The sequence below is a fragment of the Micromonospora sp. NPDC049903 genome (assembly GCF_044460945.1).
Classification (GTDB): Bacteria; Actinomycetota; Actinomycetes; order Mycobacteriales; family Micromonosporaceae; genus Micromonospora.
On the sequence record NZ_JBITKL010000001.1, the window covers coordinates 539,467 to 562,922 of the forward strand.

29 protein-coding genes and 1 pseudogene are annotated in these 23,456 nt (G+C 73.1%); 14 read left to right on the forward strand and 16 right to left on the reverse strand.

Translation table 11 applies throughout. The annotated features are described in order from the left end of the window. Positions 1 to 2 precede the first annotated feature (2 nt). Complete coding sequence (locus tag ACIBO1_RS02470) at positions 3 to 2,255, reverse strand: diguanylate cyclase (protein ID WP_396740842.1); 2,253 nt, start codon at positions 2,253 to 2,255, stop codon at positions 3 to 5. A 118-nt stretch (positions 2,256 to 2,373) separates the two neighbouring features. Between ACIBO1_RS02470 and ACIBO1_RS02475 the strand changes: the two genes are divergently transcribed. Together ACIBO1_RS02475 and ACIBO1_RS02480 are read left to right on the forward strand one after the other, a co-directional pair. Continuing rightward, positions 2,374 to 3,012: a 5-formyltetrahydrofolate cyclo-ligase gene (locus ACIBO1_RS02475; RefSeq protein WP_396740844.1), complete on the forward strand. Its 639-nt coding sequence runs from the start codon at positions 2,374 to 2,376 to the stop codon at positions 3,010 to 3,012. A gap of 61 nt (positions 3,013 to 3,073) precedes the next feature. After that, positions 3,074 to 3,214 (forward strand): annotated as a pseudogene (locus ACIBO1_RS02480) (FmdB family zinc ribbon protein); the annotation flags it as partial. A 14-nt stretch (positions 3,215 to 3,228) separates the two neighbouring features. Here ACIBO1_RS02480 and ACIBO1_RS02485 read toward each other — a convergent pair. Together ACIBO1_RS02485 and ACIBO1_RS02490 are read right to left on the reverse strand one after the other, a co-directional pair. Further along, on the reverse strand, positions 3,229 to 3,426 hold the full coding sequence (locus ACIBO1_RS02485; protein ID WP_396741533.1) for a hypothetical protein: 198 nt from the start codon (positions 3,424 to 3,426) through the stop codon (positions 3,229 to 3,231). A 105-nt stretch (positions 3,427 to 3,531) separates the two neighbouring features. Then, complete coding sequence (locus ACIBO1_RS02490; RefSeq protein WP_396740846.1) at positions 3,532 to 3,708, reverse strand: hypothetical protein; 177 nt, start codon at positions 3,706 to 3,708, stop codon at positions 3,532 to 3,534. Positions 3,709 to 3,843: 135 nt separating this feature from the next. On the opposite strand from ACIBO1_RS02490, the gene ACIBO1_RS02495 reads away from it, so the two are divergent. Beyond that, positions 3,844 to 4,299, forward strand: a complete 456-nt coding sequence (locus tag ACIBO1_RS02495; RefSeq protein WP_396740848.1) for a hypothetical protein — start codon at positions 3,844 to 3,846, stop codon at positions 4,297 to 4,299. Positions 4,300 to 4,312: 13 nt separating this feature from the next. Here the strand turns inward: ACIBO1_RS02495 and ACIBO1_RS02500 are convergent, their stop codons facing one another. Next, the gene (locus tag ACIBO1_RS02500; RefSeq protein ID WP_396740850.1) at positions 4,313 to 4,798 is read right to left on the reverse strand and encodes a DUF2231 domain-containing protein; all 486 of its coding nucleotides are present in this window, start codon (positions 4,796 to 4,798) and stop codon (positions 4,313 to 4,315) included. Between the two features lie 197 nt (positions 4,799 to 4,995). Here ACIBO1_RS02500 and ACIBO1_RS02505 point away from each other — a divergent pair, with 197 nt between their 5' ends. Further along, on the forward strand, positions 4,996 to 5,424 hold the full coding sequence (locus ACIBO1_RS02505; protein WP_350695929.1) for a Fur family transcriptional regulator: 429 nt from the start codon (positions 4,996 to 4,998) through the stop codon (positions 5,422 to 5,424). 31 nt (positions 5,425 to 5,455) lie between these two features. After that, positions 5,456 to 6,313 (forward strand): oxygenase MpaB family protein, encoded by an 858-nt coding sequence (locus ACIBO1_RS02510; protein ID WP_396740852.1) that lies wholly within the window; start codon positions 5,456 to 5,458, stop codon positions 6,311 to 6,313. Positions 6,314 to 6,409: 96 nt separating this feature from the next. On the opposite strand, the gene ACIBO1_RS02515 is transcribed toward ACIBO1_RS02510, so the two are convergent. From ACIBO1_RS02515 to ACIBO1_RS02555, 9 genes are all read right to left on the reverse strand, one after another. Continuing rightward, a complete protein-coding gene (locus tag ACIBO1_RS02515) occupies positions 6,410 to 7,252 on the reverse strand; it encodes a RecB family exonuclease (RefSeq protein ID WP_396741482.1) in 843 nt (280 codons plus the stop codon). Positions 7,253 to 7,422: 170 nt separating this feature from the next. Beyond that, positions 7,423 to 8,283 carry a PHP domain-containing protein gene (locus ACIBO1_RS02520; protein ID WP_396740854.1) on the reverse strand — a complete coding sequence of 287 codons (861 nt, stop codon included), beginning with the start codon at positions 8,281 to 8,283 and terminating at the stop codon, positions 7,423 to 7,425. 24 nt (positions 8,284 to 8,307) lie between these two features. Then, the gene (locus ACIBO1_RS02525) at positions 8,308 to 9,513 is read right to left on the reverse strand and encodes a hypothetical protein (RefSeq protein ID WP_396740856.1); all 1,206 of its coding nucleotides are present in this window, start codon (positions 9,511 to 9,513) and stop codon (positions 8,308 to 8,310) included. Positions 9,514 to 9,569: 56 nt separating this feature from the next. Then, on the reverse strand, positions 9,570 to 10,346 hold the full coding sequence (locus ACIBO1_RS02530; protein ID WP_396740858.1) for a SigE family RNA polymerase sigma factor: 777 nt from the start codon (positions 10,344 to 10,346) through the stop codon (positions 9,570 to 9,572). A 102-nt stretch (positions 10,347 to 10,448) separates the two neighbouring features. Beyond that, positions 10,449 to 11,324 carry a PH domain-containing protein gene (locus ACIBO1_RS02535; protein ID WP_350695939.1) on the reverse strand — a complete coding sequence of 292 codons (876 nt, stop codon included), beginning with the start codon at positions 11,322 to 11,324 and terminating at the stop codon, positions 10,449 to 10,451. Positions 11,325 to 11,330: 6 nt separating this feature from the next. After that, positions 11,331 to 11,489 carry a hypothetical protein gene (locus tag ACIBO1_RS02540; protein ID WP_007455302.1) on the reverse strand — a complete coding sequence of 53 codons (159 nt, stop codon included), beginning with the start codon at positions 11,487 to 11,489 and terminating at the stop codon, positions 11,331 to 11,333. A 116-nt stretch (positions 11,490 to 11,605) separates the two neighbouring features. Continuing rightward, a complete protein-coding gene (locus ACIBO1_RS02545) occupies positions 11,606 to 12,304 on the reverse strand; it encodes a TFIIB-type zinc ribbon-containing protein (protein ID WP_350695941.1) in 699 nt (232 codons plus the stop codon). 143 nt (positions 12,305 to 12,447) lie between these two features. Beyond that, positions 12,448 to 13,071 carry a TrmH family RNA methyltransferase gene (locus tag ACIBO1_RS02550; protein ID WP_396740860.1) on the reverse strand — a complete coding sequence of 208 codons (624 nt, stop codon included), beginning with the start codon at positions 13,069 to 13,071 and terminating at the stop codon, positions 12,448 to 12,450. 70 nt (positions 13,072 to 13,141) lie between these two features. Then, complete coding sequence (locus tag ACIBO1_RS02555) at positions 13,142 to 13,618, reverse strand: hypothetical protein (protein ID WP_396740862.1); 477 nt, start codon at positions 13,616 to 13,618, stop codon at positions 13,142 to 13,144. A gap of 544 nt (positions 13,619 to 14,162) precedes the next feature. Between ACIBO1_RS02555 and trxA the strand changes: the two genes are divergently transcribed. From trxA to ACIBO1_RS02570, 3 genes are all read left to right on the forward strand, one after another. Next, positions 14,163 to 14,525: a thioredoxin gene (trxA, locus tag ACIBO1_RS02560; RefSeq protein WP_117228612.1), complete on the forward strand. Its 363-nt coding sequence runs from the start codon at positions 14,163 to 14,165 to the stop codon at positions 14,523 to 14,525. A 146-nt stretch (positions 14,526 to 14,671) separates the two neighbouring features. Next, positions 14,672 to 15,112: a hypothetical protein gene (locus ACIBO1_RS02565; protein ID WP_396740864.1), complete on the forward strand. Its 441-nt coding sequence runs from the start codon at positions 14,672 to 14,674 to the stop codon at positions 15,110 to 15,112. Next, complete coding sequence (locus ACIBO1_RS02570; RefSeq protein WP_396740866.1) at positions 15,109 to 16,041, forward strand: MFS transporter permease; 933 nt, start codon at positions 15,109 to 15,111, stop codon at positions 16,039 to 16,041. The genes ACIBO1_RS02565 and ACIBO1_RS02570 overlap by 4 nt, the downstream gene beginning before the upstream one ends. A 22-nt stretch (positions 16,042 to 16,063) precedes the next feature. Here ACIBO1_RS02570 and ACIBO1_RS02575 read toward each other — a convergent pair whose 3' ends face one another. Beyond that, positions 16,064 to 16,468, reverse strand: coding sequence for a thiol-disulfide oxidoreductase DCC family protein (locus ACIBO1_RS02575; protein ID WP_396740867.1), 405 nt, complete (start codon positions 16,466 to 16,468; stop codon positions 16,064 to 16,066). Positions 16,469 to 16,560: 92 nt separating this feature from the next. Between ACIBO1_RS02575 and ACIBO1_RS02580 the strand changes: the two genes are divergently transcribed. The 3 genes from ACIBO1_RS02580 (at position 16,561) to ACIBO1_RS02590 (ending at position 19,159) form a co-directional block, all read left to right on the forward strand. Beyond that, a complete protein-coding gene (locus tag ACIBO1_RS02580; protein WP_396741484.1) occupies positions 16,561 to 17,604 on the forward strand; it encodes an Rv2578c family radical SAM protein in 1,044 nt (347 codons plus the stop codon). 30 nt (positions 17,605 to 17,634) lie between these two features. After that, positions 17,635 to 18,042 carry a CoA-binding protein gene (locus tag ACIBO1_RS02585; protein WP_396740869.1) on the forward strand — a complete coding sequence of 136 codons (408 nt, stop codon included), beginning with the start codon at positions 17,635 to 17,637 and terminating at the stop codon, positions 18,040 to 18,042. Between the two features lie 550 nt (positions 18,043 to 18,592). Further along, the gene (locus ACIBO1_RS02590; RefSeq protein ID WP_396740871.1) at positions 18,593 to 19,159 is read left to right on the forward strand and encodes a DUF4190 domain-containing protein; all 567 of its coding nucleotides are present in this window, start codon (positions 18,593 to 18,595) and stop codon (positions 19,157 to 19,159) included. A gap of 28 nt (positions 19,160 to 19,187) precedes the next feature. On the opposite strand, the gene ACIBO1_RS02595 is transcribed toward ACIBO1_RS02590, so the two are convergent. Further along, complete coding sequence (locus ACIBO1_RS02595; RefSeq protein ID WP_396741486.1) at positions 19,188 to 20,024, reverse strand: SDR family NAD(P)-dependent oxidoreductase; 837 nt, start codon at positions 20,022 to 20,024, stop codon at positions 19,188 to 19,190. A gap of 187 nt (positions 20,025 to 20,211) precedes the next feature. On the opposite strand from ACIBO1_RS02595, the gene ACIBO1_RS02600 reads away from it, so the two are divergent. Next, positions 20,212 to 20,718 carry a DUF4190 domain-containing protein gene (locus tag ACIBO1_RS02600; RefSeq protein WP_396740873.1) on the forward strand — a complete coding sequence of 169 codons (507 nt, stop codon included), beginning with the start codon at positions 20,212 to 20,214 and terminating at the stop codon, positions 20,716 to 20,718. Between the two features lie 160 nt (positions 20,719 to 20,878). Further along, positions 20,879 to 21,676: an SDR family NAD(P)-dependent oxidoreductase gene (locus tag ACIBO1_RS02605; RefSeq protein WP_396741488.1), complete on the forward strand. Its 798-nt coding sequence runs from the start codon at positions 20,879 to 20,881 to the stop codon at positions 21,674 to 21,676. On the opposite strand, the gene ACIBO1_RS02610 is transcribed toward ACIBO1_RS02605, so the two are convergent. Then, the gene (locus tag ACIBO1_RS02610; RefSeq protein ID WP_396740874.1) at positions 21,673 to 22,593 is read right to left on the reverse strand and encodes a DMT family transporter; all 921 of its coding nucleotides are present in this window, start codon (positions 22,591 to 22,593) and stop codon (positions 21,673 to 21,675) included. The two genes, ACIBO1_RS02605 and ACIBO1_RS02610, sit on opposite strands and share 4 nt — an antisense overlap. Before the next feature lie 107 nt (positions 22,594 to 22,700). Between ACIBO1_RS02610 and ACIBO1_RS02615 the strand changes: the two genes are divergently transcribed. Further along, a complete protein-coding gene (locus ACIBO1_RS02615) occupies positions 22,701 to 23,444 on the forward strand; it encodes an HAD family hydrolase (protein WP_396740876.1) in 744 nt (247 codons plus the stop codon). The last annotated feature ends 12 nt before the right edge of the window (positions 23,445 to 23,456 follow it).

Below are 23,456 nucleotides of genomic sequence, written 5' to 3' on the forward strand. Positions count from 1 at the left end.
GACTATCGGCCGGGGCCGTGACGCGGCGGGTGAGGACCGGAAGACGCGCCGCCCGCCGGAGCAGTTCTGCCGGTCGTGGCGGAACCGGCCGGGGCCGGTTCGTCGTCGGTGGCCGGTTCGCCCGGATCGCCCTCCGGTCCGGCCCTGGGCAGCCCGTCCTGCGGGCTACGGGTCGCCACCAGCACCGGTAGCTCCCGGGTGGCCGACGCCTCCCGGGCGGGAGCCAGCCGCCAGGTGTCCCGGCCGCCCGTCTTGGCGGCGTACAGCGCCTCGTCCGCTGCCTGGAGCACCTGCGGCCCGGTGTCGGCGTGGTCCGGAAAGACGGCGATCCCGATCGATACCGTCATCGAGACGGTGTCCGGCACTCCGGTGTGCCGTGCCACGTGGACCGGACTGTCCCGGACGGCTGCGGCGAGCCGCTCGGCGACGATCGTCGCGCCCCGGGCGTCGGTCTCCGGCAACAGCACCACGAACTCCTCCCCGCCCTGCCGGAAGGCGAGGTCCACCTCGCGGATCTCGCCCCGGACGCGCCGGGCGAACTCGGCCAGCACGGTGTCCCCGGCCGGGTGCCCGTACGTGTCGTTGATCCGCTTGAACCGGTCCAGGTCCAGCACGAGGACGCTGACCGTCCGGCCGAACCGGCTGGCCCGCTCCACCTCCCGGCGTACCGACTCGCGCAGGTAGCGGTAGTTCCAGAGCCCGGTCAGCGGATCGGTGAGCGAGAGCCGCTGCGCCTCCTCGTGGACGCGGACGTTCTCCACCGCCACCGCCGCGTGACCGGCGAAGGTGCGCAGCGTCGCCAGGTCCTCGTCGTCGAACTCGGCTCCGCCCGGCCGGTCGTAGAGGGCGAGCACGCCGAGCACCGTCTCCGGCGGGGTCGGCCGGGTCCCGGCGGGCGCGGGGTCGGACCCCGGGCCGGGTTCGGCGCGTACAAGCGCCTCGGGCGCGGTGAACGGCACCGCGACGTACGTCCGGCAGGGCGGTTCGCCGGAGGCGTCGTCGGCCGGGTCCACCCGTCCCCGGCAGGGTCGGCCGGTCGCCGCGACCTCGCCCAGCAACCCGCTGCCGACCGGCACCGACCCGGTGCCGGGCCAGCGTCCGTCGAGCCCCTCCGAGCACTGGGCGACCAGCACGCCACCCGGCTCGGTGAGCAGCACCGCACCGGCCCGGGCGCCGGTCGCGGCGAGCGCGCTGCGCAGGATCACCCGCAGGATCCGTTGCAGGTCGTGGGTGCTGGCCAGGGTGTCGCCCAGCACCGCGAGGTGCCCGCGTAGCTGGTCGCGGCTGCTGGCCAGCGCCGCCAGATAGCCACCGGTCTCCTGGGCCATCCGGTTGAACGCGGCGGCCAACCGGCCGACCTCGTCGTCGCTGCGTACCGGCACCCGGGCGGTCAGGTCGCCGGCCGCCACCCGGTCGACCGCGCCGGCCAGCTCCACCAGCGGGCGGGTGGTCACCCGGGCCAGTCGCCAGGCGGCGGCCACTCCCACCAGGGCGGCCAGCAGCACCACGCCGACCAGCACGGCGTGCAGCCCGGGCGGCTGGTCGCTGGGGACCGAGAGCACCAGGTGCAGCGGCTGGCCGGGCGTCGGACCGGCCCTCCGCAGGTACCGGCCGTCCGGCGTGCCGGTCACCCGCTCGCCGCGCAGTGACGCGGCTGCGGCGAGCACCTCGTCCCGGCCGTTCGCCGACTCCGTGGTGTGCGCGACGTGCGGCGCGCCGCCGCCGTCGAGCAGCGTCACCGCGACGCCGGTCACCGCCGCGAGACGCGCCACGAACCGGGGGTCGACCGGTTGGGCGGCGGAGACCGTGCCGAGCGCCGCGCCGGCCGGGTCGCGCAGTTCCACCCGGACGGCGAGCGCACCGACCGGCCCGGCGGAGGCCGGCCCGAGACCGACCGCAGGCGGCGTCGGTGGGCCGCAGTCCCGCCAGGGGGCCGGTGGGGCGTCCGGGGTGGCGTAGCTGACCCGGCCGGTGACGTCGGTGACCAGCACCGCCGAGGCCAGGCCCCGGCTGACCACCTGGCCGGCGGCGCCCGGCCGGTCGGCGGTGAGCGCGACCGCGTCCGCCGCGGCACGGAGCTGCTGGCAGAGCGCGTCGATCGAGGTACGCACGGCGGTGGCCGCCACCGCCAGTCGCTCGGTGGCGCGGCTGCGGTCCATCGTCGCCACGGTGGAGGCGACGAAGACGGCGCCGAGCAGGACCGGGCCGAACGCCACGGCCAGGAACGCTGCGGTCAACCGCCCCCGTAGCGTCAACGCTTCCCCTTCCCCCCGGAAGTTGCGCGACCGTCGCCTGCGATGCTGACACAGAGCAACGGTGCGACACGCGTTGCGTGAGGGGTGTTGCGTGCCGGAATTTGCGGAAGGAGCGGAAGTGACGCATGACGCGAAGCAGGCGACACGGGTGACGCTGCTGGCCCGCCGCCGGGCGTTCACCGCCCCCGAGCGCGAGGCCGCGACCGAAGCCGTCCAGGCCGCACTGGTGGCCCTGGTACGCAGGCTGCGGCCGACCCGGGTGGCCGCGTACGCGCCGGTGGGCGGTGAGCCGGGCGGCCCGGACCTGCCGGCGGTGCTCGCCGACGCGCTGCCGCCCGGCACCGACCTGCTGCTGCCGGTGCTCCGTGACGACCTGGACCTGGACTGGGCCCGCTGGGCGGGAGCCGGCGCCATGGTCGCCGCCGGTCGGGGCATCCGCGAGCCGGACACCCCTCGGCTGGGTGTCGACGCGATCGCCACGGCCGAGGTGGTCGTGGTGCCCGCGCTGGCCGTCGACCGTCGGGGCGTACGGCTGGGCCGGGGTGGCGGATCGTACGACCGGGCGCTGGCCCGGGTACCCGCGACCACCCTCACGGTGACGCCCCTGTACGACGGCGAACTGCTCGACGAGGTCCCGGCCGAGCCGCACGACCGTCCGGTACGCGCGGCGCTCACCCCGACCGGCGGCCTGCACCCGCTGCCGACCTCCTCGGGTGTCGCGCCCCACACTTCCGCTGGACGAACCGGCCCCCGATGACGCACCATTGGCACTCGAATACGTCGAGTGCCAACCGGCCGCGTCAGACCCGGAGGAGAACGTGCCCACGTACCAGTACGCCTGCACCGCGTGCGGTCACCAGCTCGAGGCGGTGCAGTCCTTCTCCGACGAGCCGCTGACCGACTGCCCCGCGTGCGAGGGGCGGCTGCGGAAGCTCTTCAACTCCGTCGGCATCGTCTTCAAGGGCTCCGGCTTCTACCGCACCGACTCCCGTTCCAACGGCTCGGCGAGCACCGACACCGCGTCGAGCCCGAGCAAGTCGACCTCGTCCGAGTCGTCGTCCTCCTCGACCGGCTCGACCTCCTCGTCGAGCAGCTCGTCCGCCGGCAGCACCGGCTCCTCGGGCAGCTCGTCCGGCGGCGGCACGAGCAAGGCCCCGGCGGCGGCGAGCACCCCCTGACGGTGACCTGACCGGGCACCCGTCGCCCCGCGTCGTCGATCGCGACGGCCGCCGGGCGACGGCCCGGCCGGGCGTTCGTTGCAGGCTCGGCCCGGTGCTCAGTCCCAGTGCGGCGGGCGCTCGGCCAGCAGCCAGTCGTCGTTGCCGCCGGCCCGCTCGCCCCAGCCGCGATCGGTGTCGTCGGTGCTCTGCTCGGGCAGCACCACGAAGTCGTCGTCGCTCAGGTCGACCGCGCGATCGTCGTCGCGCCGCCCGCCCGGATCCCCACTCGTCACGAGCGCCAAGGCTAACGCACCTCCGGACCGCTCCCGAGCCGTCGACCACGGGGTGTGCGGGCTGACCGATCGCGGTGTGCGGGCACGGCGCGGCCCGGCAGCGTGGCGCACCGGTCATTGGTAGCGTCGGACGACGTGACGACGCCCCACCCCGGCCCGGCCTCCGACGATCCCTGGCGCCGGCCCGACACCGGGGACGGGCCCACGCCCGGCACCGGTGCGGAGTCCACCGCCGCCGCCCGGCCGGAGTTCACGCCCGGCCCCGCGCCACGCCGACCCGCGTCCGACGACCCCTGGCGTCCGCCGACGGCTCCCGCCCCGGGCCCCACGACCGGCCCGGGCGGCGTCGCGCCGGGCGGTCACGGACCGGCCGGGTACGGCGGCCCGCCGCCCACCACCGCGCCGCCGCCGGGTTGGCGTCCACCGGTGCACCTCCAGGCGGCACCGCCACGGCGGCTACCGGCGCAGGACATGGCGGCGCTGGACGCGCAGGAGCAGCGGGCGCAGCGGCTGACCTGGGTGATCGGCGGGGTGGCGGGCGCCGTCCTCGTGGTGGTGGTCTGCCTGCTCTGCTCGCGAGCCTTCCTCTGACGGCGGCGGGCCGTCAGTCGAAGGTGTTGCCCCAGACCATCTCGGACCCCGAGTGACCGGTGAGCCAGACGTAGACGAGCGCGGCCACACCCGCACCGATCACCAGCACCGACAGCACCGGGGTGAGCCAGGTCGGCAGCTTCGGCGCCCGAGGGTGGCTGCTGGTCGCCACCAGCAGCAGGATCGTCACCAGGGAGAGGCCCAGCGTGATCAGGAACAGCACGTCACCGTAGGCGGCGTGCGCGTTCATCTGGTCGATGATCTCGCCGGAGAAGCCCCGGGCGATCTGCCGTTCCTGCAGGGCCTCGCCGGACTGCTTGCCGACGAACGCCGTGATCGGCGCGACGACCGCGAGGATCGCCACCGCCCAGTCCAGGCGGGGACGGAATCTCGGCAGCGCGATGTACGCGGCGGCGAGCAACACCAGCAGTGGTACGAAGACCACGACCGCATGCACGACGAGCACGTGCATGGGCAGGCCCAGCGCCTTCTCGAACATCCGCACCTCCGGCGATAGGTGATCGTGACCTGTCAGCGTACGGGCCGGGGATGGCCCCGCCCAGTGCGCTTCTGCTTGACACGGCTCTCCGGCGTCCAGGGTTCACCGAGACGTCACCCGGGAGGACTGGCTGTGGCCCGAGCCACCGAACTCGCCGGTCTGTTGTCCGGTGGGGGCGACCGTGCTGTCATTGACACATGTCCAGCGGTGCGGATCTGCTGCGGTCGCACGGCCTGCGGGTCACCCGGCCACGCCTCGCCGTACTCGACGTGTTGGCGGACGGCGGTCACCTGGACGTCGACGAGATCACCCGGCGGGTACGCGAGCGGATCGACTCGGTCTCCACCCAGGCGGTCTACGACGTGCTGGGGGCGCTCTCCCGCGCCGGGCTGTCCCGTCGGATCGAACCGGCCGGCAGCCCGGCCCGCTACGAGGCCCGGGTGGGTGACAACCACCACCACGTGGTGTGCCGGGGCTGCGGGGAGATCGCCGACGTGGACTGCGCCGTCGGCGAGGCCCCCTGCCTGGATCCGCGCACTGCGGCCGGCTTCCACGTCGACGAGGCCGAGGTCACCTTCTGGGGGCTCTGCCCCGGTTGCCAGGCCCGTCGCGCCGCCGACTCCTGAGCGCCCCGGCCGGGCGTGGCACGCTTGGTGGGTGGATTCCACTGACACCGGCCTGTTCGGTCCCGACTCGGTCACCTGGAAACTGCACGCGGAGCCGATCCTGCTCCTCGCCGGACTGCGCTCGCTCTATCTCCAGGCGCTGCACCCTCGGGCGATGGCCGGGGTCGCCCAGAACAGCAACTACCGCCGCGACGCCTGGGGTCGGCTGATCCGCACCGCCAACTACGTCGGCACCACCGTCTACGGCACCACGGCCGAGGCGGAGGAGGCCGGGCTACGGCTACGCCGGCTGCACGCCCGGATGACGGCTGTCGACGCGGCCACCGGAGAGCGGTTCCGGGTCGACGAGCCGGACCTGCTGCGCTGGGTACACGTCACCGAGGTGGAGTCGTTCCTCGACACCGCGCGCCGGGCCGGCGTACCGCTGGACGACGCCGAGGTGGACGGCTACTACACCGAGCAGCGCCGGTCCGCCGCACTGGTCGGACTGGACCCGGAGACGGTCCCGGGCACCGCCGCCGAGGTGGCCGACTACTACCGCCGGGTGCGCCCGGAGCTGCGCATGACCAAGGAGGCCGCCGAGACGGCCCTGTTCCTGACCGCGCCGCCGCTGCCGTGGAAGCTCAGCCTGCCCGCCCGGGTCGGGCTCAACCTCGGGCCGCTGAGGTGGGCGTACTTCGGCGTGGCCGGCACCGCGCTGGCGCTGCTGCCCGGCTGGGCCCGGCGACTGTACGGCGGGCTGGGCCTGCCGACCACCGCCCTGTCGGCGGACGTGTCGGTACGCGCGCTGCGGCTCGCCCTCACCGCGCTGCCGCGTGACTGGCGGGAGGGGCCGATGCGGCGTGCCGCCGAGGAGCGGGCGGCCCGGGCGGCGGCCCTGTCCGGCTGACCGGACGGCTGCTCCGACCTGGCAGACCGGATGCGCGGCCGGGTCGACGCCGGCCCCGGCGGCCGTTCAGCCCCGCTCGGCTCAGGGCGCGGCCGTTCAGCCCGGCTCGGCCGGGGGTGCGGCGGGACGGTCGACGGCCGCCCAGGGTTCCTTGCCCGGCTGCTCGGCTCCGGCCGGGCAGGTACGCCGGAAGTCGCACCAGGCGCAGCGCGGGCCGGGCGTGGTCGGGAAGGCGGTGTCCGGGTCGCCGCCGCCTGCGACCGACCGCTCGGCGGCCATGATGTCCTGGGCGGTCTGCTCGGCCCGGGTCACCTGCCGGGCCAGCGACTCGACGGTGTGCTCGTGCGCGGCGACCGTGCCGCTGGGCAGGTGGTGCAGTTCGACCCGGCGACACGGGCGACGGAACACCCGCTCGGCCGCGTACGCGTAGAGCGCCAGCGCCTGCGAGCCCCGGGCGTCGTCGGCGTCCATCCCGGTGCGGCCGGTCTTGTAGTCGACGATGACCAGCTCGGGGCCGTCCGGCCCGGGTCGGGAGTCGATCCGGTCGGTGCGCCCGTTGAACGCCAGCACCCCGGTCTTGGTGGCCACCACCCGCTCCACGCCGACCGGCTCGTCGGCCGGGTCGAGCCCGCCGACGTACGTCTCCAGCCAGCCCAGTGCCCGCCGGTAGACGTCCCGTTCCTGTGCGTCGTCGCGGTAGCCGTCCCGCACCCAGGTGCCCTTGAGCAGGGTGGGCAGCACCTCCGGGCGGCGGCGGTCGACGGGCAGCGCATACCAGTTCTTCAGGGCGGTGTGCACGCTGGCGCCGAGTGAGTTGTGCGCCCAGGGCGGCCCCTTCGGCGGGGCCGGCCGGTCGACGTAGGAGTAGCGGTAGCGCCGGGGGCAGTCCGCGTACGCACCCAGTTTGCTCGGGGTGCAGACGAACAGCCGCTCCGGCATGCCCTCGAAGCCGAGCTGCTCGGGCTGCCCGTCGCGGGGCCGGGGCGCGCGGCCACCGGCGGCGGGTCGTCCTGCTGGGGATGCTCGTCGCACGGCCCCGATCCTGCCATCCACCCCCGACAGTCGCATCGGCGGTGAGCACCTCGATGCCGCCGGGACGGAACGCGAGGTCAGGCCGAGGCGACCTCGGTCACCCCGGACGAGGCGGCGACGAGCCGCTCGTACGCCTCGGGCGCGGTGGTGAAGGCACCGAGTCGGACGGTCTTGTGCGTGCCGTGGAAGTCCGACGACCCGGTCACCAGCAGGTCCAGGTCGGCGGCGAGTCCGCGGACGTGGGCCCGCTCGGCAGGCGAATGGTCCTCGTGGTCGGCCTCCAGACCGGCCAGGCCGACCGCCGCCAGCTCGGCGATCAGCGTGTCCGGCACGACCGGGCCTCGTCGACTGGCCCGGGGATGGGCGAACACCGGCACCCCGCCGGCCGCCCGGACCAACCGGACCGCCTGGAAGACGTCGATGTCCTCCTTCGGCAGGCGGTACCGCTCCCCCAGCCACTCCGGGCCGAACGCCGCGCTGGTGGTGGCGACCAGCCCGGCCCGGATTAGCGCCTGCGCGATGTGCGGTCGCCCGACCGTCCCACCGCCCGCCGTGGCGAGGATCTCCGGCCATCGCACGTCGACACCGTCGGCGCGCAGCAGCTCCACGGTGCGTTCGCCACGGGTCAGCCGGGCGGCCCGCATCCGGGCCAGCTCGGCGACCAGCTCCGGATGGTCCGGGTCGAAGAGGTACGCCAGCAGGTGCAGCGACATCGGCGGCTGCTCGCCGTACCAGCGGCAGGACAGTTCCGCCCCGCGTACCAGACGCAGCCCGGGCGGCAGCGCCCGCAGGGCCGGCACCCAGCCGGCGGTGGTGTCGTGGTCGGTGATCGCCACCACGTCCAGCCCGGCCTCGGCGGCGGCCCGGACCAGCTCGGCGGGACCGAGCGTGCCGTCGCTGGCCGTGGAGTGGGTGTGCAGGTCGATCCGGGGGGTCATCGCCCGACGCTACCGGGCCGGCGGTCAGCCACCGGTCACCACCACCAGCGATTGGTCGTCGTGCAGGCCGGGGACGGTGACCCGGATGGCGGACCGACCGGCACGGACCCGCTCGACGTCCACCCGGACCAGCGCGCCGGTGGCGTCGGCGTAGTGCGCCACGTCCGGCTGGCTCCAGGACACCGTGCCGGTCATCGCCGGTCCGGCGGTCCGGGCCGGAACGGTCGGATCGAGTCGGGTCAGGTCGACCAGCAGCGCCCGGTCCTGTTCGCCGACGCGCCCGTTGACCAGCAGCCACCGCCCGTCCGGGGAGACCGCACCGAGGCCGTCGCCCTCGATCGTGGGCCCGCAGGCCGGGGGGTCGGGTGGGCGAAGGCCCGCCGGGTCGAGCAGGGTCAGGCAGGTGTCCTCGGTCGGCTCGGCGGGTACCTCGCCGACCAGTCGTCCGTCCGGCAGCGCCCCGAAGATCCGCTGGCTGGTCCGATCCGTGCCCTCGTCGAGCGGGCCCGGACGCAGCGGCCAGAGCACGTGGCCGGGGAGGGCGGGGTCGAGTCGTACCAGCACCGCGTCGTCGACGAACCGCAGCGGTACGGCGGTGGCCGGCGCGTCGGCGCGTACGGTGCCGGTCAGTTCGCCGTCCACGATGCCGGCGGCGGCCAACACCCGGTCCTGCTTCCAGGCGACCTGCCGGCCGGACCGGTCGAGGACGATCTCGTCGGCGCCCGCCAGCAGCGCCCGGGATGTCCCGTCGGCCGCCACCGCCCACAGCGACCGCCCGGACAGCGACGGTTCGCCGACGGCCAGCCAGCCCCGCCCGTCGGTGAGACGGTGTACGCGCTCCACCGCACCGATCCCGATCAGGGTCACCCGGCGACCCTGCGCGGTGGCGATCGTCCGGTTGACCAGCAGATCGACCTCGGCCAGCGGGGTCTCGGTGCTCGGGCCGGGCGGCGGGAGGCTGGTGCGGAACCTGTCCGGTGCCGGGTACGGGTCCGCGATCACCACCGTGTCGGCGCCGGGCGGCGGACGGTCGTCACCCAGTTGCATCGCACCGGCGCTGACCAGCACGATCGCGGACGCGGCCAGGCTCATCCCGGCCACCGCACGGCGACGCTGAACGCGGGCGGCCCGGCGGAGCACCGCACTCGCCGGGTCGTGCGGGGCGCGCGGGGTCGCCACCTGCCGGGAGAACGTCTCCCGGACGGCGCGCTCCAACTCGTCCTGCGACATGCTGACGAGACGATCCGGAGTCCCGCTCTGGTTGTCACGACCTCCGGAAACGGTGTTCACCGGTGCTCACCGACCAGGGCGTCATCCGGTTGCCGCAGTCGCTCCGCCGCCTCGGGCGGTGTCCCGGGTCGCAGGGCCGGGACCTGCGTGTCGGGTCGGCCGGTCGGAGGCAGGATGTCGGCTCGGGCGGCCGGAGGCGGTGCGTCGACTTCGGTGGCCGGGCGGGGGCGCACGGCCGACGTGGACCGGGCGGCCGGGCGACCGGTCCGGCGGGCGGCCGGCGTCGGCGTGGCTGCTGGTGCGGGAGGAGTCGCCGGCGCGCCGGGGAGGGTGGCCGCCTCCTCCGCACCGAGCCGCCGCCGCAGAGTGGCCAGGGCCCGCGAGGTCTGGCTCTTGACGGTGCCCGGTGAGATCTCCAGCAGGGCGGCGGTCTGCGCCTCCGACATGTCCTCGTAGTAGCGCAGCACCAGCACCGCGCGCTGCCGGGCGGGCAGCGCGCGGAGGTGCCGCCAGAGCACGTCGCGGTCGAGCTGCTGCTCGATCGCGTCGGCGGCGGCACGCTCCGGCAGCACCTCGGTCGGTCGTTCGCCGTGCCAGCGACGCCGCCACCAGCTTGTGGACGTGTTGACCATGACGCGCCGGGCGTACGGCTCGATGGCCTCGATGCCGCCGAGGCGCTTCCAGGCCAGGTACGTCTTGGTCAGCGCGGTCTGGAGCAGGTCCTCGGCGGTGCCCCAGTCGCCGGTGAGCAGGTACGCGGTGCGCAGCAGCGCGGCGGAACGGGCCGTGACGAAGTCACGGAACTCGTCCTCCAACGGATTGCTGCCGCCCACGCGCCACCCCCGAACTGATCCTGCTCGGCAGCCTGCCACGACCCGGGGTAGCGGGTCGAGGGCGAAAGGTGCGCGGCGACTCCGATGTTCGGTCGGAAAGTTTCAGGCGCCGTCGTCGGCCTTGGCCTCGTCCTGCTCCTTGCCCAACCGCGCCTCGACTGCCTGCGGCTCGTACATCTCCTCGACCACACGCAGGTAGAGCTCGTTGGGGTTGGGCAGGTTCTTGACCTCGCGCAGCGCCTGCTCCTGACCGGCCGACTCCAGCACGAAGGTGCCGTAGTTGAGCGCCCGCCCGGCCGGCGTCTGCTCGTACTTCATGTCGGTGACCCGGACCAGCGGCATCATCGCGACGCGCCGGGTGATGATGCCGTTGACGACCATCACCCGTTTGTTGGTCAGGATGAACCGGTCGTACCACCAGTCGGCGACCTTCCAGGCCACCCAACCCATCACACCGAACCAGAGGAGTACGGCGATCGTGGTGAGCGCGCCGACGTTCTGCCCGGCGAGGAAGCCGGAGAGGTAGCCGAGCACGAAGGTGGCGGCGATCCCGACCAGGATCGGGGTGACGAGGTGGATCCAGTGCCGCTTCCACTCGCCCCGGTAACGCTCGGTCGGGAAGAGATAGCGGGCGACCAGTGAGCTGGGTTCGTCCTCCAGCGGCAGCACCCGTCGGGGTGTCATGCCACTGGCGTCGGAGCGCAGCCCGGCCAGTTCCTCCTCGGAGATCTGCGGGGGCTGGTAGCCGCCCTCGGGATCTCGCACCCAGGCTCGCTCGGAGCGTGCCTCCCCGGCGTAGGCCGGGCCGTCGCCGTAGCCGGCGTCGTCGGAGAAGGCGGGCCCGTCGGAGAGCCGCGCACCGGACCCGAAGCCCGGACCGTCGTCAGGATCGATCCGGGGTATCGGCTCGGTGTCGCGTTCCCGGCGCGCCCGGTCCGGGTCGTCGGGGTCGAAGGGTGGGCCGGAGGGGCTTCCCATCGGAGGCTAGGCGACCAGGCTGGTGAAGAAGTCGCCGAAGCCTTGAGCGATATCCATGATCCCGCCGCCCAAAGACTTGAACACGTCCGCGGCAGAATTTGGCCGGTAGGCGACGAAGAAGATCAAGAAAGCGATACCGGCCCAGGTGAGGACCTTCTTGACCATGGCGGGCCATCCTCTCGCACGGCGCCGGGTTCCAGTTACCGCAGCGGCACCCAGAGTATCAGCGTGGTGTCTTACCGTGAATATCTGCGTCCGTTCTCCGACATTCCGGGGGGCCGTCAGGCCTTCCCGTGCAGGTACGGAGATGGTGCGCCGTACACGAGTTCGGGCGGCGTCCACTCGACCAGGTCGTGCAAGACCACGTCCTCGGCGAGCAGATGCCCCGCACTCGCCGGCCAGGCTATCGCATACAGCCACATTCCCCGAGCCTCGCCGGCGTACGCGCTTCGATCTGTCAGTGAACTCACGAGCCACAGTGGAGTGGGATGACCACCCACCCGGATTCCCGCGCGCCCGACATGACCGGGATGCCCGGGACCGGGCTCGGTCAACGCCTCCGCCAACTCGGGCCCGGCATCCGGCCCGGGAACACCCGCGTACCTGGTGCCCAGCCCGACGCCCGGCTCCTCGGCCACGAAGACCAGATCGGCCGGTCCACCACCGAGCGGCGCCGGGCCGGCACAGGCCACGGCGGTGGCGCGTACTCCGATCCGATCGTCGCCGGCCCACGCCACGCCGGTGGTGGTCCAGCCCGGAGGCAGCGGCCACGGGCACCACAGCGGGACCGGCGGTTGCTCCGGTTGCGCCACCGACTGGATCCGCTCCACCACGCTGGCCACGATCTCGGCGCCGATGTTCTCGGGTACGTGTAACGGCGCCACCGGCCCGCAGTCCGGGCAGCGCGACTCGGCGTGCATCAGGTCCGGTGCCCGCACGGACCCCCCGCATCTGGGACAACTCACCGCAACAGTCACCACTCCACCGTCGTCCTGTACGGCCGAGCCGTCAAGCGGAGCGACGCCTTTGCCCGGCGTGGCGCGTCGTCGAACCACCGCCGGCGGGCCGCCGGAGTGCGCCGTGACGGCGGTTCAGCCCGGCAGTGGTTCAGCCCGGCAGTGGTTCAGCCCGGCGGCGGACCGGCGTGCGCGCGGATCCAGGCGTGCATGGCGATCCCGCTCGCCACGCCCGCGTTGATGGATCGCGTCGAGCCGTACTGGGCGATGGAGAAGAGCTGGTCGCAGGCGGCCCGTGCGGCGTCGGAGAGACCGGGACCCTCCTGACCGAACAGCAGGACGCAGCGCCGGGGCAGCGTGGTGGTCTCCATCGGACGCGAGCCGGGCAGATTGTCGATGCCGACCAGCGACAGGTCCTGCCCGGCCGCCCAGCCGGCGAACTGCTCGATCGTCTCGTGGTGCCGTACGTGCTGGTACCGGTCGGTCACCATGGCGCCGCGCCGGTTCCACCGGCGGCGGCCGACGATGTGCACCTCGGCGGCGAGGAAGGCGTTGGCGTTGCGGACCACCGTGCCGATGTTGAAGTCGTGCTGCCAGTTCTCGATCGCCACGTGGAAGTCGTGCCGCCGCCGGTCCAGGTCGGCGACCACCGCCTCGCGCCGCCAGTACCGGTAGCGGTCGACCACGTTGCGCCGGTCACCCTCGGCGAGCAGCTCCGGGTCGTAGCGGGGGTCGTCCGGCGGGTCGCCGGGCCACGGGCCCACGCCGACGTCGAGTTGCTCACCGGTCACGACCACGCAGGGTACGCGCGCCGCCGCACCGGTTTCGGCGCGGCCCTGACACCCGGGCCAGGTGCGGGGTTCAGCGCAGGGCGAGCGCGCCGCCGAGCCGGTCCAGGAAGCGGCGGTCGGCCGGAGCCAACGCCGCGTCCGGCACCACCGCCGACGCGGTACGACACACCCGGGCACCCACCGACTGCACCCACTGCCGGTACGCCGCCGAGTCCGCCGGGTCAGCCCGCCGCTCCAGCACCCGCACCGCCGTCCGGCACGCCGCGAGCAGGTCCACGCCGTCGCCGGGGCCCGCACTTGTCTCCGGCGCGCCGTCGTGGCGCGCGTAGATGGCGGCCACCACCGCCCGGATGAGATCGCTGTCGAAGACCCGGCCGGCCGCCACCGCGTCCAGACCGGCGAGGCCGGCGGCCACCGACGGGTACGCGTCCCCCGGACCGGACCGGGCGGCGACCACGATCACCCGGCCGGGCAGCCCGGTGAGCAACTCCCACTCGGTGGCGGAATAGCCCGCGGCGATCGTGACCTGCGCGCTGCGCTCGCTCATCTGCGGGACCTCCGGCTCCGAGCATATGTGCCGGCTCGGTCCGGAGTCAGGAAGAAGAGCCGTTCTGCGGTGGCCGCGCCGGGTCGGACTCAGCGGTCAAAACCGGGGCCGGACGCAATGAGCGGCGGGGCCCTCCCCGGCACCCGCCGCCCACGCTCTGATGCTTCAAGATTCTGCCGTACGACCCTCCGACTGCACAGAGACCGGGGTCACATTTATCTTTTCGTTACATTACGCAACGTGACCAAACATCCGCCCAGAAGGGATCTCCGCAGGTCGAATCGGTCCTCGTCAACGCCAAAGTTACCGTGTCGTAGCAGTAACTGGGCTTGATCTCCTTGGAACCGCTCCCATCACACCCGGTCACGCAATTGCGACGTGCATTTGCGATCTGCGGACGCACGACAAGACCGATGACGATCGATGCGGACAAAGGCTCCCAAGGCGGCCAGGACCGGGTTTTGGTGGCACCCCGGCGGGAATGCGTCGGGGTACGGTCGGGTTCCACCAGGCGTAGACGTTCCGCGTGATCGGAGAGATAGACATGGCAACCGTCGAGCTGACCACGGCTAACTTCGACCAGGTGACCGAGAGCGACGGCATCGTGCTGGTCGACTTCTGGGCCGAGTGGTGCGGTCCGTGCAAGCGGTTCGCCCCGGTCTACGAGCGCTCCTCGGACAAGCACCCGGAGATCACCTTCGGCAAGGTGGACACCGAGGCGCAGCAGAGCCTCGCCGCCAAGTTCGACATCCGCTCCATCCCGACGATCATGGCCATCCGCGACGGCGTGATCGTCTTCGCGCAGCCCGGTGCGCTGCCCGAGTCGGCCCTGGAGAACCTCATCGAGCAGGTCCAGGCGCTCGACATGGACGACGTCCGCAAGAAGCTCGCCGAGCACAACCACTGAACCTCCCCCGCCGACGGCCGGGCCCCCGACACCGAGGGCTCGGCCGTCGGTGCTTCTGCTCACCACCGGCCCACTCGTCACATCTGCGACACAGGCCGGTCGACGGGAGCCGTACCAGGGCGTCCGTGCCGTATCTTCGGCACCCGATGGATGCGTTGACGAACCACGGCCGCGCGATCCGGGTGGCGGCCACCGCACTCGGCCTGACTCTCCTGCTCGCCGGCACGGCCTGGGGCGACGACGACCACTTCCCGTTCGGGCCCTTCCGGATGTACTCCACCTCGGACCCGGCCGACGCCGACGCCCCGGACACCCGGGTGGAGGGCGTGGACACCACCGGCGCCGTGGTCGACCTCGGTGAGCGGGCGACCGGCATCCGCCGCGCCGAGATCGAGGGCCAGCAGGCCCAGTACGCCGCCGACCCGAGCCGACTGCGCGAGGTCGCCGACGCGTACGCCCGGCGTCAACCCGACGCGCCTCGACTGACCGAGGTCCGGATCGTGATCCGGTGGCACGACATCACCGACCGCCGCCCCACCGGACTGTGGTCCGACGAGACGGTCGTGCGCTGGCAGGTGAACCCGTGATCCGCTGGCTGACCGAGGCGGTGCCCCGCGGCCGGGTGGCCGCCTTCCGCACCCTGGTCTACCTTTTCGTCGCCGCCGACCTGGTCGTCTTCACACCCTGGGTACGCGCCAAGGTGGACGTGCCCGGCGACATGTACCAGCCGCTGTTCGTCGGCCGCCTCCTGCCGCTGCCCACGCCCAACCCGGCACTGGTCGGCATCGTCTTCTGGGCCCTGCTGGTGCTCGCCCTGGTCGCCGCCAGCGGACGGGCGCCCCGACTGCTCGGCTGGACGGTCTTCGCCCTCTACTTCCAGTGGATGATCGTCGCGATGAGCTACGGGAAGGTGGACCACGACCGGTTCGCCCTGCTCGTCGCGCTCGCGGTGCTACCGACCGCAGGCCGCGCCCGACACGGGGACGCCACGCCCACCGAGGCCGGTGGCTGGGCCCTGCGGGTCACCCAGATCGCCGTGATCTGCACCTATTTCCTCGCCGCCCTGGCCAAGTTCCGCTTCGGCGGCCTGGACTGGGCGACCGGCTCGGTGCTGGCGAAGGCGATCATCCGCCGGGGCACCGACCTGGCCGACCTGCTCGCACAGGTGCCCCACCTGCTGCTCGTGGCGCAGTTCGGCATCCTCGCCTTCGAGCTGCTCAGCCCGGCGATCTTCGTACTACCGGCGCGCTGGCGGCACGCCACGGTCGGCTTCTTCTACTCGTTCCATCTGATCACCATCGCCACCATCACCATCTCGTTCGCGCCGCACCTGGTCGCCATGACCAGCTTCCTGCCGCTGGAGAAGGTCCGGCCGATCCTCCTGGCACGACGACTGATGACCCGCCGGACCACGACCGATCGCGCCGCGCCGGACGTGGGGATCAGCACGCCACCGCCGCCGCGCGCCGAGACATCGCCGACGGCGTCCGGGACTGCGCCGGCCGACGGACCGTAGCGGCGGTCGCGCGTCCCGAGGCTCAACCCGCCGACGGACCGTAGAGGCGGTCGCGCGTCTCCTGGGGCAGGGAGCAGGCGGCCGTACCGCCGGGCATCCGGTGCCGGTTGCGGGCCACCCAGCGGTACGCCGGCCAGGCGGCGGCGCGTACCGGCGGGAACCGAAGCCCGGCCCCGGCGATCCGCCAGAGTCGGCCGCTGCCGGCCAGCAGCGCGGCGATGGCGTCCGGACCGGCGGCCCGGTGTCCGTCGGCGCCGACCCACTGCACCGCCTCCTCACACTCGGCCTCGGTCAACCCGAGCCGATCCAGGTCGGCGAACTGCCAGGGCAGCACCGTCGCGCCGGTCGGAATCCGACGCTCGATGAACTCGGCACAGCGGGTGCAGAACGCGCAGTCCCCGTCGTAGACGAAGGTCGACCTCTCCATACCTGCCATCCTGCCCCGCCACCGGCCCGTGCACACCACGGTGTCCGGCGCGCCACTTGCACCGGTCTCGTACGTGTGTTCGAATGACGCTCATGCGCTGGGAGAACCTCGCCGCTCCCCCGGACGAGGGAGATCCCGGAAGGGCAGCGCCAGCGACGCCACCCCTGCCGCTGGCGCTGCCCGACGCGGTCGTGCGCACCTTCGACACCCCCGGCTTCGCCGGCATGACCTTCTACGAGGTACGCGCCAAGTCCATCCTGAACAAGGTCCCCGGCACCTCCCGCGTCCCGTTCGAGTGGACGATCAACCCATACCGGGGATGCAGCCACGCCTGTTTATACTGTTTCGCCCGAAACACCCACACCTATCTGGACTTCGACGCCGGGGCGGACTTCGACCGGCAGGTGGTCGTCAAGGTCAACGCCGGTGAGTTGGTCCGGCGGGAGTTGGCCGCGCCGCGCTGGCGGGGCGCGCACCTGGCGATGGGCACCAACGTCGACTGCTACCAGCGGGCCGAGGGCCGATACCGCCTCATGCCACCGATCATCGAGGCGCTGCGCGACTTCGCGAACCCATTCTCGATCCTCACCAAGGGCACGCTGATCCTGCGTGACCTGCCGCTGTTGCGGCAGGCGGCCGAGGTCACCCGGGTCGGCCTGTCGTTCTCCGTGGGCTTCGTCGACGAGCGGCTGTGGCGGTCGGTCGAGCCCGGCACCCCGAGCCCCCGGCGGCGACTCGACGCCGTACGCCAACTCGCCGACGCCGGCTTCGCGGTGGGGGTGCTGATGGCACCGATCCTTCCCGGCCTCAGCGACTCCGACGAGTCGATCGACGCCACCGTGGCCGCGATCGCCGCCGCCGGTGCGGCCAGCGTGACGCCGCTCCCGCTGCACCTGCGTCCCGGCGCTCGCGAGTGGTACGCGCGCTGGCTCGCCCGGGAGCATCCCGACCTGGTTCCTCGCTACCGGGAGCTGTACCGGGCGGGCGCGTACGCCCCGCAGTCGTACCAGCGGGAGCTGACCGCACGGGTTCGCATCGCCGCCCGGCGGCACGGGCTGCACCGGCCGGATCCCGGTGAGCACCGTCAGGTGGCCACGCCGACCCCACCCGCCCCCGAACAGCTCAGCCTGCTCTGACGGCCCTTCGGGCACGGATAGAGTCGGCTGGTGCGTACCGCTCAGCAGATCCTCGCCGACTCCGCCGTGATCGCCGTCGTGGGCGCGTCCCGCGACCCGAGCAAGGCCGCGCACGCCGTACCGGCCGAGATGCAGCGGTACGGATGGCGGATCATCCCGGTCAACCCGACCGCCGACGAGTTGTTCGGCGAGCCGGTGTACCGCTCCCTTGCCGACATCCCGCACCCGGTCGACCTGGTCGACGTGTTCCGCCCGGCGGAGGACGCCGTCGAGGTGGTCCGCCAGGCGGTGGCGATCGGCGCCCCGGCGGTCTGGTTGCAGCTCGGCATCGTCTCCGCGCAGGCACGCAAGATCGCGGAGCAGGCCGGCATCGACTACGTCGAGGACCGCTGCCTGATCGTCGAGCGCGCCGCCGCCGGCCTGACCCGACTCGCCTGACCCGGCTGGGCTGACCCGGCTGGGCTGACCCGACTGGCCTGACCGGCTGGGCTGACCTGGGTGGCCGGCTCTGCATGCTGATCCGGACGGGGCTGACTCTGAGGGGCTGATCCGAACTGGGCGGAACTGGGCTGCACTGACCCGCTCAGCCGCTACGGCCGGTTGAGACGGCTGGGACGTCAGATGCGATCGGGCCGGCCGCCGTCGGATCCGGGTGGTGGCCCCCGACGACTGTTGTGCCGGGCACGGGCACGGGCACGGGCACTATCGAGCTGAGAGCGAAGACGGATCGCGCTGTCCAGGCCGCTGGTCGACCCAGGGCGGTGACCGCACAAACGACTCAGCTCGACAGCGAGCCCGCAGGACACCGTGGGGACAACCAGCCCGGAGCCGCGACCGCACAAACGGCTCAGCTCGACAGGGAGCCCGAAGGACACCCATGAGACGGCCGGCCCGAAAACGGCGACGTCACGAACGATCCCGCTCGACAGCGACCCCTTCCTGACAACCGTAGGGACAGGGTCCATCACTGCGGGTAACGTCGAGGAACGTGAGCCAGCCACCGGAGCCGGACCAGCCACCGTCGCCCTACGAGCCGCCGCCGGGGGGCCAGCAGCCCCCGCACGGCCAGCCGACAGGCGATCAGTACGGCCAGCCGGCGGGCGATCAGTACGGGCAGCGTCAGGGCGACCCGTACGGCCCGCCCTCGGGTGAGCAGTATGGTCAGCCGGCCTACGGGCAGCCGTCGTACGAGCATCCGGGGCAGCCGCCGCACGGGCCGCAGTGGGGGCAGCAGCCGCCGTACGCGCCGCAGGGCCCCTACGGGCAGTACGGACCGCCGTCACCACATCCGGGCGGAGGTGGCTATGGCGGTGGCGGTGGCGGCACCAACGTGCTCGCGATCCTGTCGCTGGTCTTCGCGTTCGTCTTCGCCCCGGCCGGCATCGCCCTCGGTCATCTGGCCAAGCGTCAACTCCGCACCAGCGGCGAGGACGGCGACCAGCTCGCCACCTGGGGGCTCGTGCTCAGCTACATCTTCACCGGCCTCTACCTGGTGGCCTGCTGCGGCTGGTTGGCGCTGGTCGTCTGGGCCGGATCGAGCGGCACGAACACCTGACCACGGCCACCGGAACCCCTGGGCGCGGTCAGCGGAACTGCGACTCCCGCACGCTGTTGCCGCCGTCGACCACCAGCATCTGCCCGGTGATGTACGACGCCGCCGGTGAGCAGAGGAAGGTGATCGCGGCGGCAACCTCGTCGGGGGTCCCGGGACGCCCGACCGGGGTCCCCAGACCTTGCTTGATCTCGGCCATCGTGGAGGCGGCGGTGTAGATGGTGCCGGGCGCGACCGCGTTGACGGTCACCCCGTCGGCGATCATCTCCATGGCCAGGGCCCGGGTCAGGCCCACCACGCCGGCCTTGGCCGCCGCGTACGCCGCCTCGGTGGGCAGAGCGTTGACCGGCCCGGCGGTGGCCGCCAGGTTGACGATGCGACCCCAGCCGCGTTCGGCCATCCCGCCGATGAAGGCCCGGCTGCACAGGAACGCGGTGGTCAGGTTCCGGTCGATCTCGGCCCGCCACTCCTCGTAGCTGAGCTGGGCGACCGGCCGCAGCACCTCCGGGCTCGCCCGGCTGGCCAGCCCGGCGTTGTTGACCAGGACCTCCACGTCGCCGAGTTGCTCGGCGACGGCGTCGGCCAGCGCGCCGACCTCCGACTCGTCGGTGAGGTCGGCGACGAAGCCGGTCACCCCGAGTTCACCGGCCCGCTCGTGGATGCGCCGTGTGGTAGAGACGATCGCCACCCGGGCGCCGAGGTCGGTCAGCCGACGGGCGGTGGCGTACCCGATGCCGTCCGGGCTGCCGGCCCCCGTCACCAGGGCGACCTTGCCGTCCAGCCGCATGGTCACCGGCTCGGGCAGCGGTGCCGGCGCGTCGTCGTCCGCCGCGTTCGGTGTGGCGACCGGGCGGGGGCGTCGGGCCACACCCGGCCGGCTCACGTCCCGTCTCGGTCTGCTGCCGGAACGGTCCGCCGCGCGCGCGTCAATCCCCATGCCGCGATCCTGCCTGCTGCCGCCGTGCCGGGCAACGCGCACCCGCTGTCGGGCGCGTCGCGGCCTACCCGACGGTGGCTACCCTGACTGCCACAACATCGCGACGGAAGTGAGCCCGATGACACAGCCCCCACCGGCCGGCGGCTGGCCCGACCCCGCGTCGGCCGGTCAGCCTTCCGGTCCGCCGGTCGATCCTCTCCTGTCGGTCCCCTCGCAGCCCGCCGGTTACGACCCGTACCGGCCGGCCGATCCCTACCCGCCGATCGACCAGTACGCCGCGAAATCCGACCTCCCGCCGGCTCCGGCGCAGTACCCGCCCGCCGGCTACCCGCCGCCGGTGCAGCCCGGCTACGGCTACGGCTATCCGCCGCGGAGCACCAACTCGATGGCCCTGGTGGCCCTGATCCTCTCGTTGATCGGGATCGGCTCGTGCATCACCGCTCCGATCGGCGCGATCATGGGGCATGTGGCCATGCGCCAGATCCGGGAGACCGGCGAGGAGGGCGAGGGGATGGCGAAGGCGGCCATCATCGTCGGCTGGATCCTCACCGCCTTCATCGGGCTGGCGGTGCTCGCCTACGTGTCGATCTTCATCATCTGGGCCACCAGCGTGACCACCGTCTGAACAGGTCGGCCCGCCCCGGCCACGGCTCGGGGCGGGCGGCCGGTCCGACGGTCGTCGGATCGGTGGGAAAGTCGAGGTACAGCGAGATCGGCGATCACGGTAATCTCGTGCCGTGACCGGGGTGGATGGACCTGCGGATGGTCTGACCGGCCGTCGACTCGTGCTGGTGACCGGAGCGAGTTCCGGAATCGGGTTGGCCGCCGCGATCGACCTGGCGCGCCGTGGTGACCGGCTGGTGCTCGTCGGGCGGGACCCGGCCCGGCTGCGGGCCGCCGCCGACGAGGTACGCGAGGCGTCCGGTGAGCGTCCCGAGACGTTCCGTGCCGACTTCGCGGCCCTCGACGACGTACGGCGGTTGGCCGAGCAGGTGCGGGCCGCGTACGACCGGATCGACGTGTTGGCCAACAACGCGGGTGCGATCGTGCTCCAGCCGATCACCACGGTCGACGGTTTCGAGCTGTCCATCCAGGCCAACCATCTGGCGCCGTTCCTGCTCAGCAACCTGTTGGCCGACCGGATCGGGCGGATGGTGGTGACCGCCTCCGGCGCGCACCGCAGCGGTTCGCTGGACCCGGACGACCTGAACCGGCCGCTGCGGCGGTACCGCCCGATGGGTGCGTACGGCACGAGCAAGCAGGCCAACATCCTGTTCACGGCCGAGGCGGCCCGGCGGTGGCCGGCGGTCGACTCGTACTGCTTCCATCCCGGTGTGGTGCGGACCCGGTTCGGCAGCGACAGCCGGCTGGTCGCGTTGGGCATGCGGTTGTTGCCGCTGCGCGGTCCGGTCAAGGGGGCCCAGACGCTGGTGTGGCTGGCCAACCAGGACCGGTCCCGCCTGATCGGCGGCGGCTACTACTTCGACTGCCGACCGCGCCGTCCGCTGCGCAAGGCGTCCGATCCGCAGCTCGCGGCCCGACTCTGGGCGGCCAGCGCGGCAGCGGTCGGCCTGCCCGCCTAACGGCTGACCCGGCGGGCGGACCGGGCGCTGCTGAGCACCACCACGGCGACCCCGACCAGCAGCAGGAGCAGGCCGGGCACGCTGGACGCGGCGGGCAGCTGCCCCAGCCAGGCCCAGCCGAGCAGGGCGGCGCCGGGGGCCTCCAGCAGGATCAGCACACTGACCGTGGTGGCCGGGATCCGCCGCAGCGCGTAGCTGAACATCGAGTGGCCGAGCAGTTGGGCACCGGCGACCAGCGCGATCACGGCGAGCCAGGTGCCGGTGTCGAAGCCGCCCAACGGCACCCGGCCGACCAGGCAGACCACCAGCAGGACGAGTCCGCACACCGCGTAGCAGATGATGGTGTAGGTGGCGGTGCTGACGGTGACCCGGGCCCGCTCGCCGAGCGCGGTGTAGATCGCCCCGAACAGGCCCCCAGCCAGGGCGAGCAGGTCACCGGCGAAGGCCGCGCCGGAGACAGTGAAGTCGGCACCGGTGGCCAGGACCGCGCCGAGCACCGCCACCCCGATGCCGGCCCACACGCCCAGCGGCAGTCGGCGGCCCTGGAGGCGGGCGATCAGCCCCTGCCAGACCGGCTGGGTGGCGACCAGGGCGGTCGCGGCGGCGACGGTGGTGAGCTTCGCACTCGGCATCCAGGTGGCGAAGTGTGCGGCCAACGCGACCCCGGAGAGTACGCAGAAGACGCCCTGACGCCGGTTCGCGCCGGTCAGCAGGGAGCGGAACTCGGTCCGTCGACGGGTGAGCGCGTACGGGCTCAGCACGGCGACCGAGAGCACGTTGCGCCAGAAGGCGAGGGCCAGTGCGGGCGCGGCGGCGAACGCGATCAACGGCGCGGACGAGGAGACGGCCACCACGGCGATGGCGAGTGCGCCGGTGGTCAGCAGGTCGACCGGGGGACGGTGTGGTTCGGGCGGCACGAGACGCAATCCTCACACGACCGCGATGACCACTTTCCGTCAGCGGTCCGTTACGATCATGCGCAGCCCGTCGGGACCCCCCTCACCCCGCCCGGAGGCGCTTCCCCATGCCCAGGTTCCAGGCGGTGCTGTTCGACTTCTTCGGCACGCTGACCCGTCCGGTCCAGCGCGGTCCCGGTCACCACGTCACCGCCCAGTTGCTCGGTTGTCCGCCGGAGACCTTCGTCGAGCTGCTCGACCGCACGTTCTACGAGCGCGCCGCCGGGCGCTTCGGCAGTGCGGAGGCGACCCTGCGCTGGTTGTGCGAGCAGGCCGGCGTACGGCCGACCGAGGAGGCGGTGCGGGCGGCGGCTGCGGCCCGGCTGGACGCCGTGCGTAGCGACACCCGGTTGCGGGACGAGGCCGTCCCGACGCTGCGCGCGTTGCGGGACCGGGGGATGCGGACCGGTGTGATCAGCGACTGTACGCACGAACTGCCGGTGCTCCTGCCGGAGTTGGCCGTGGCGCCGCTGCTCGACGTGCGGATCTACTCGGTGCAGGTGGGGCGTTGCAAGCCGGACGCGGCGTTGTACCTGGCGGCGTGCGCGCGACTGGGCCTGCGTCCGGAGGACTGCCTGTACGTGGGCGACGGCGGCAGTCAGGAGCTGAGCGGCGCGCGGCGGGCCGGGCTGAGCGCGGCCCGGTTGGCCGCCCCGGACCTGGTCGACCATCTGGTCTTCAACGTCGACACCGAGTGGACCGGTCGGGTGCTGGGCGCCCTCGGCGAGGTGATCGACCTGGTCGAGTCGGCGGAGGTGGACCGGCGGCAGCGGGTGCCGGCCGGGCGGGCCGCACCGGTGACGGTGCCGTAGCGGCGGCGCTGC

Excerpts from the sequence above, each read along its gene's own strand:
- ACIBO1_RS02525 (WP_396740856.1), bottom strand. The coding sequence starts at position 9,513 with ATGTCGCAGGACGAGTTGGAGCGCGCCGTCCGGGAGACGTTCTCCCGG.
- ACIBO1_RS02540 (WP_007455302.1), bottom strand. The coding sequence starts at position 11,489 with ATGGTCAAGAAGGTCCTCACCTGGGCCGGTATCGCTTTCTTGATCTTC.
- ACIBO1_RS02555 (WP_396740862.1), bottom strand. The coding sequence starts at position 13,618 with ATGAGCGAGCGCAGCGCGCAGGTCACGATCGCCGCGGGCTATTCCGCC.
- ACIBO1_RS02505 (WP_350695929.1), top strand. The coding sequence starts at position 4,996 with ATGTCCAGCGGTGCGGATCTGCTGCGGTCGCACGGCCTGCGGGTCACC.
- ACIBO1_RS02535 (WP_350695939.1), bottom strand. The coding sequence starts at position 11,324 with ATGGGAAGCCCCTCCGGCCCACCCTTCGACCCCGACGACCCGGACCGG.
- ACIBO1_RS02565 (WP_396740864.1), top strand. The coding sequence starts at position 14,672 with ATGGATGCGTTGACGAACCACGGCCGCGCGATCCGGGTGGCGGCCACC.
- trxA (WP_117228612.1), top strand. The coding sequence starts at position 14,163 with ATGGCAACCGTCGAGCTGACCACGGCTAACTTCGACCAGGTGACCGAG.
- ACIBO1_RS02575 (WP_396740867.1), bottom strand. The coding sequence starts at position 16,468 with ATGGAGAGGTCGACCTTCGTCTACGACGGGGACTGCGCGTTCTGCACC.
- ACIBO1_RS02515 (WP_396741482.1), bottom strand. The coding sequence starts at position 7,252 with ATGCCGGAGCGGCTGTTCGTCTGCACCCCGAGCAAACTGGGTGCGTAC.
- ACIBO1_RS02520 (WP_396740854.1), bottom strand. The coding sequence starts at position 8,283 with ATGACCCCCCGGATCGACCTGCACACCCACTCCACGGCCAGCGACGGC.
- ACIBO1_RS02615 (WP_396740876.1), top strand. The coding sequence starts at position 22,701 with ATGCCCAGGTTCCAGGCGGTGCTGTTCGACTTCTTCGGCACGCTGACC.
- ACIBO1_RS02600 (WP_396740873.1), top strand. The coding sequence starts at position 20,212 with ATGACACAGCCCCCACCGGCCGGCGGCTGGCCCGACCCCGCGTCGGCC.
- ACIBO1_RS02500 (WP_396740850.1), bottom strand. The coding sequence starts at position 4,798 with ATGTTCGAGAAGGCGCTGGGCCTGCCCATGCACGTGCTCGTCGTGCAT.
- ACIBO1_RS02580 (WP_396741484.1), top strand. The coding sequence starts at position 16,561 with ATGCGCTGGGAGAACCTCGCCGCTCCCCCGGACGAGGGAGATCCCGGA.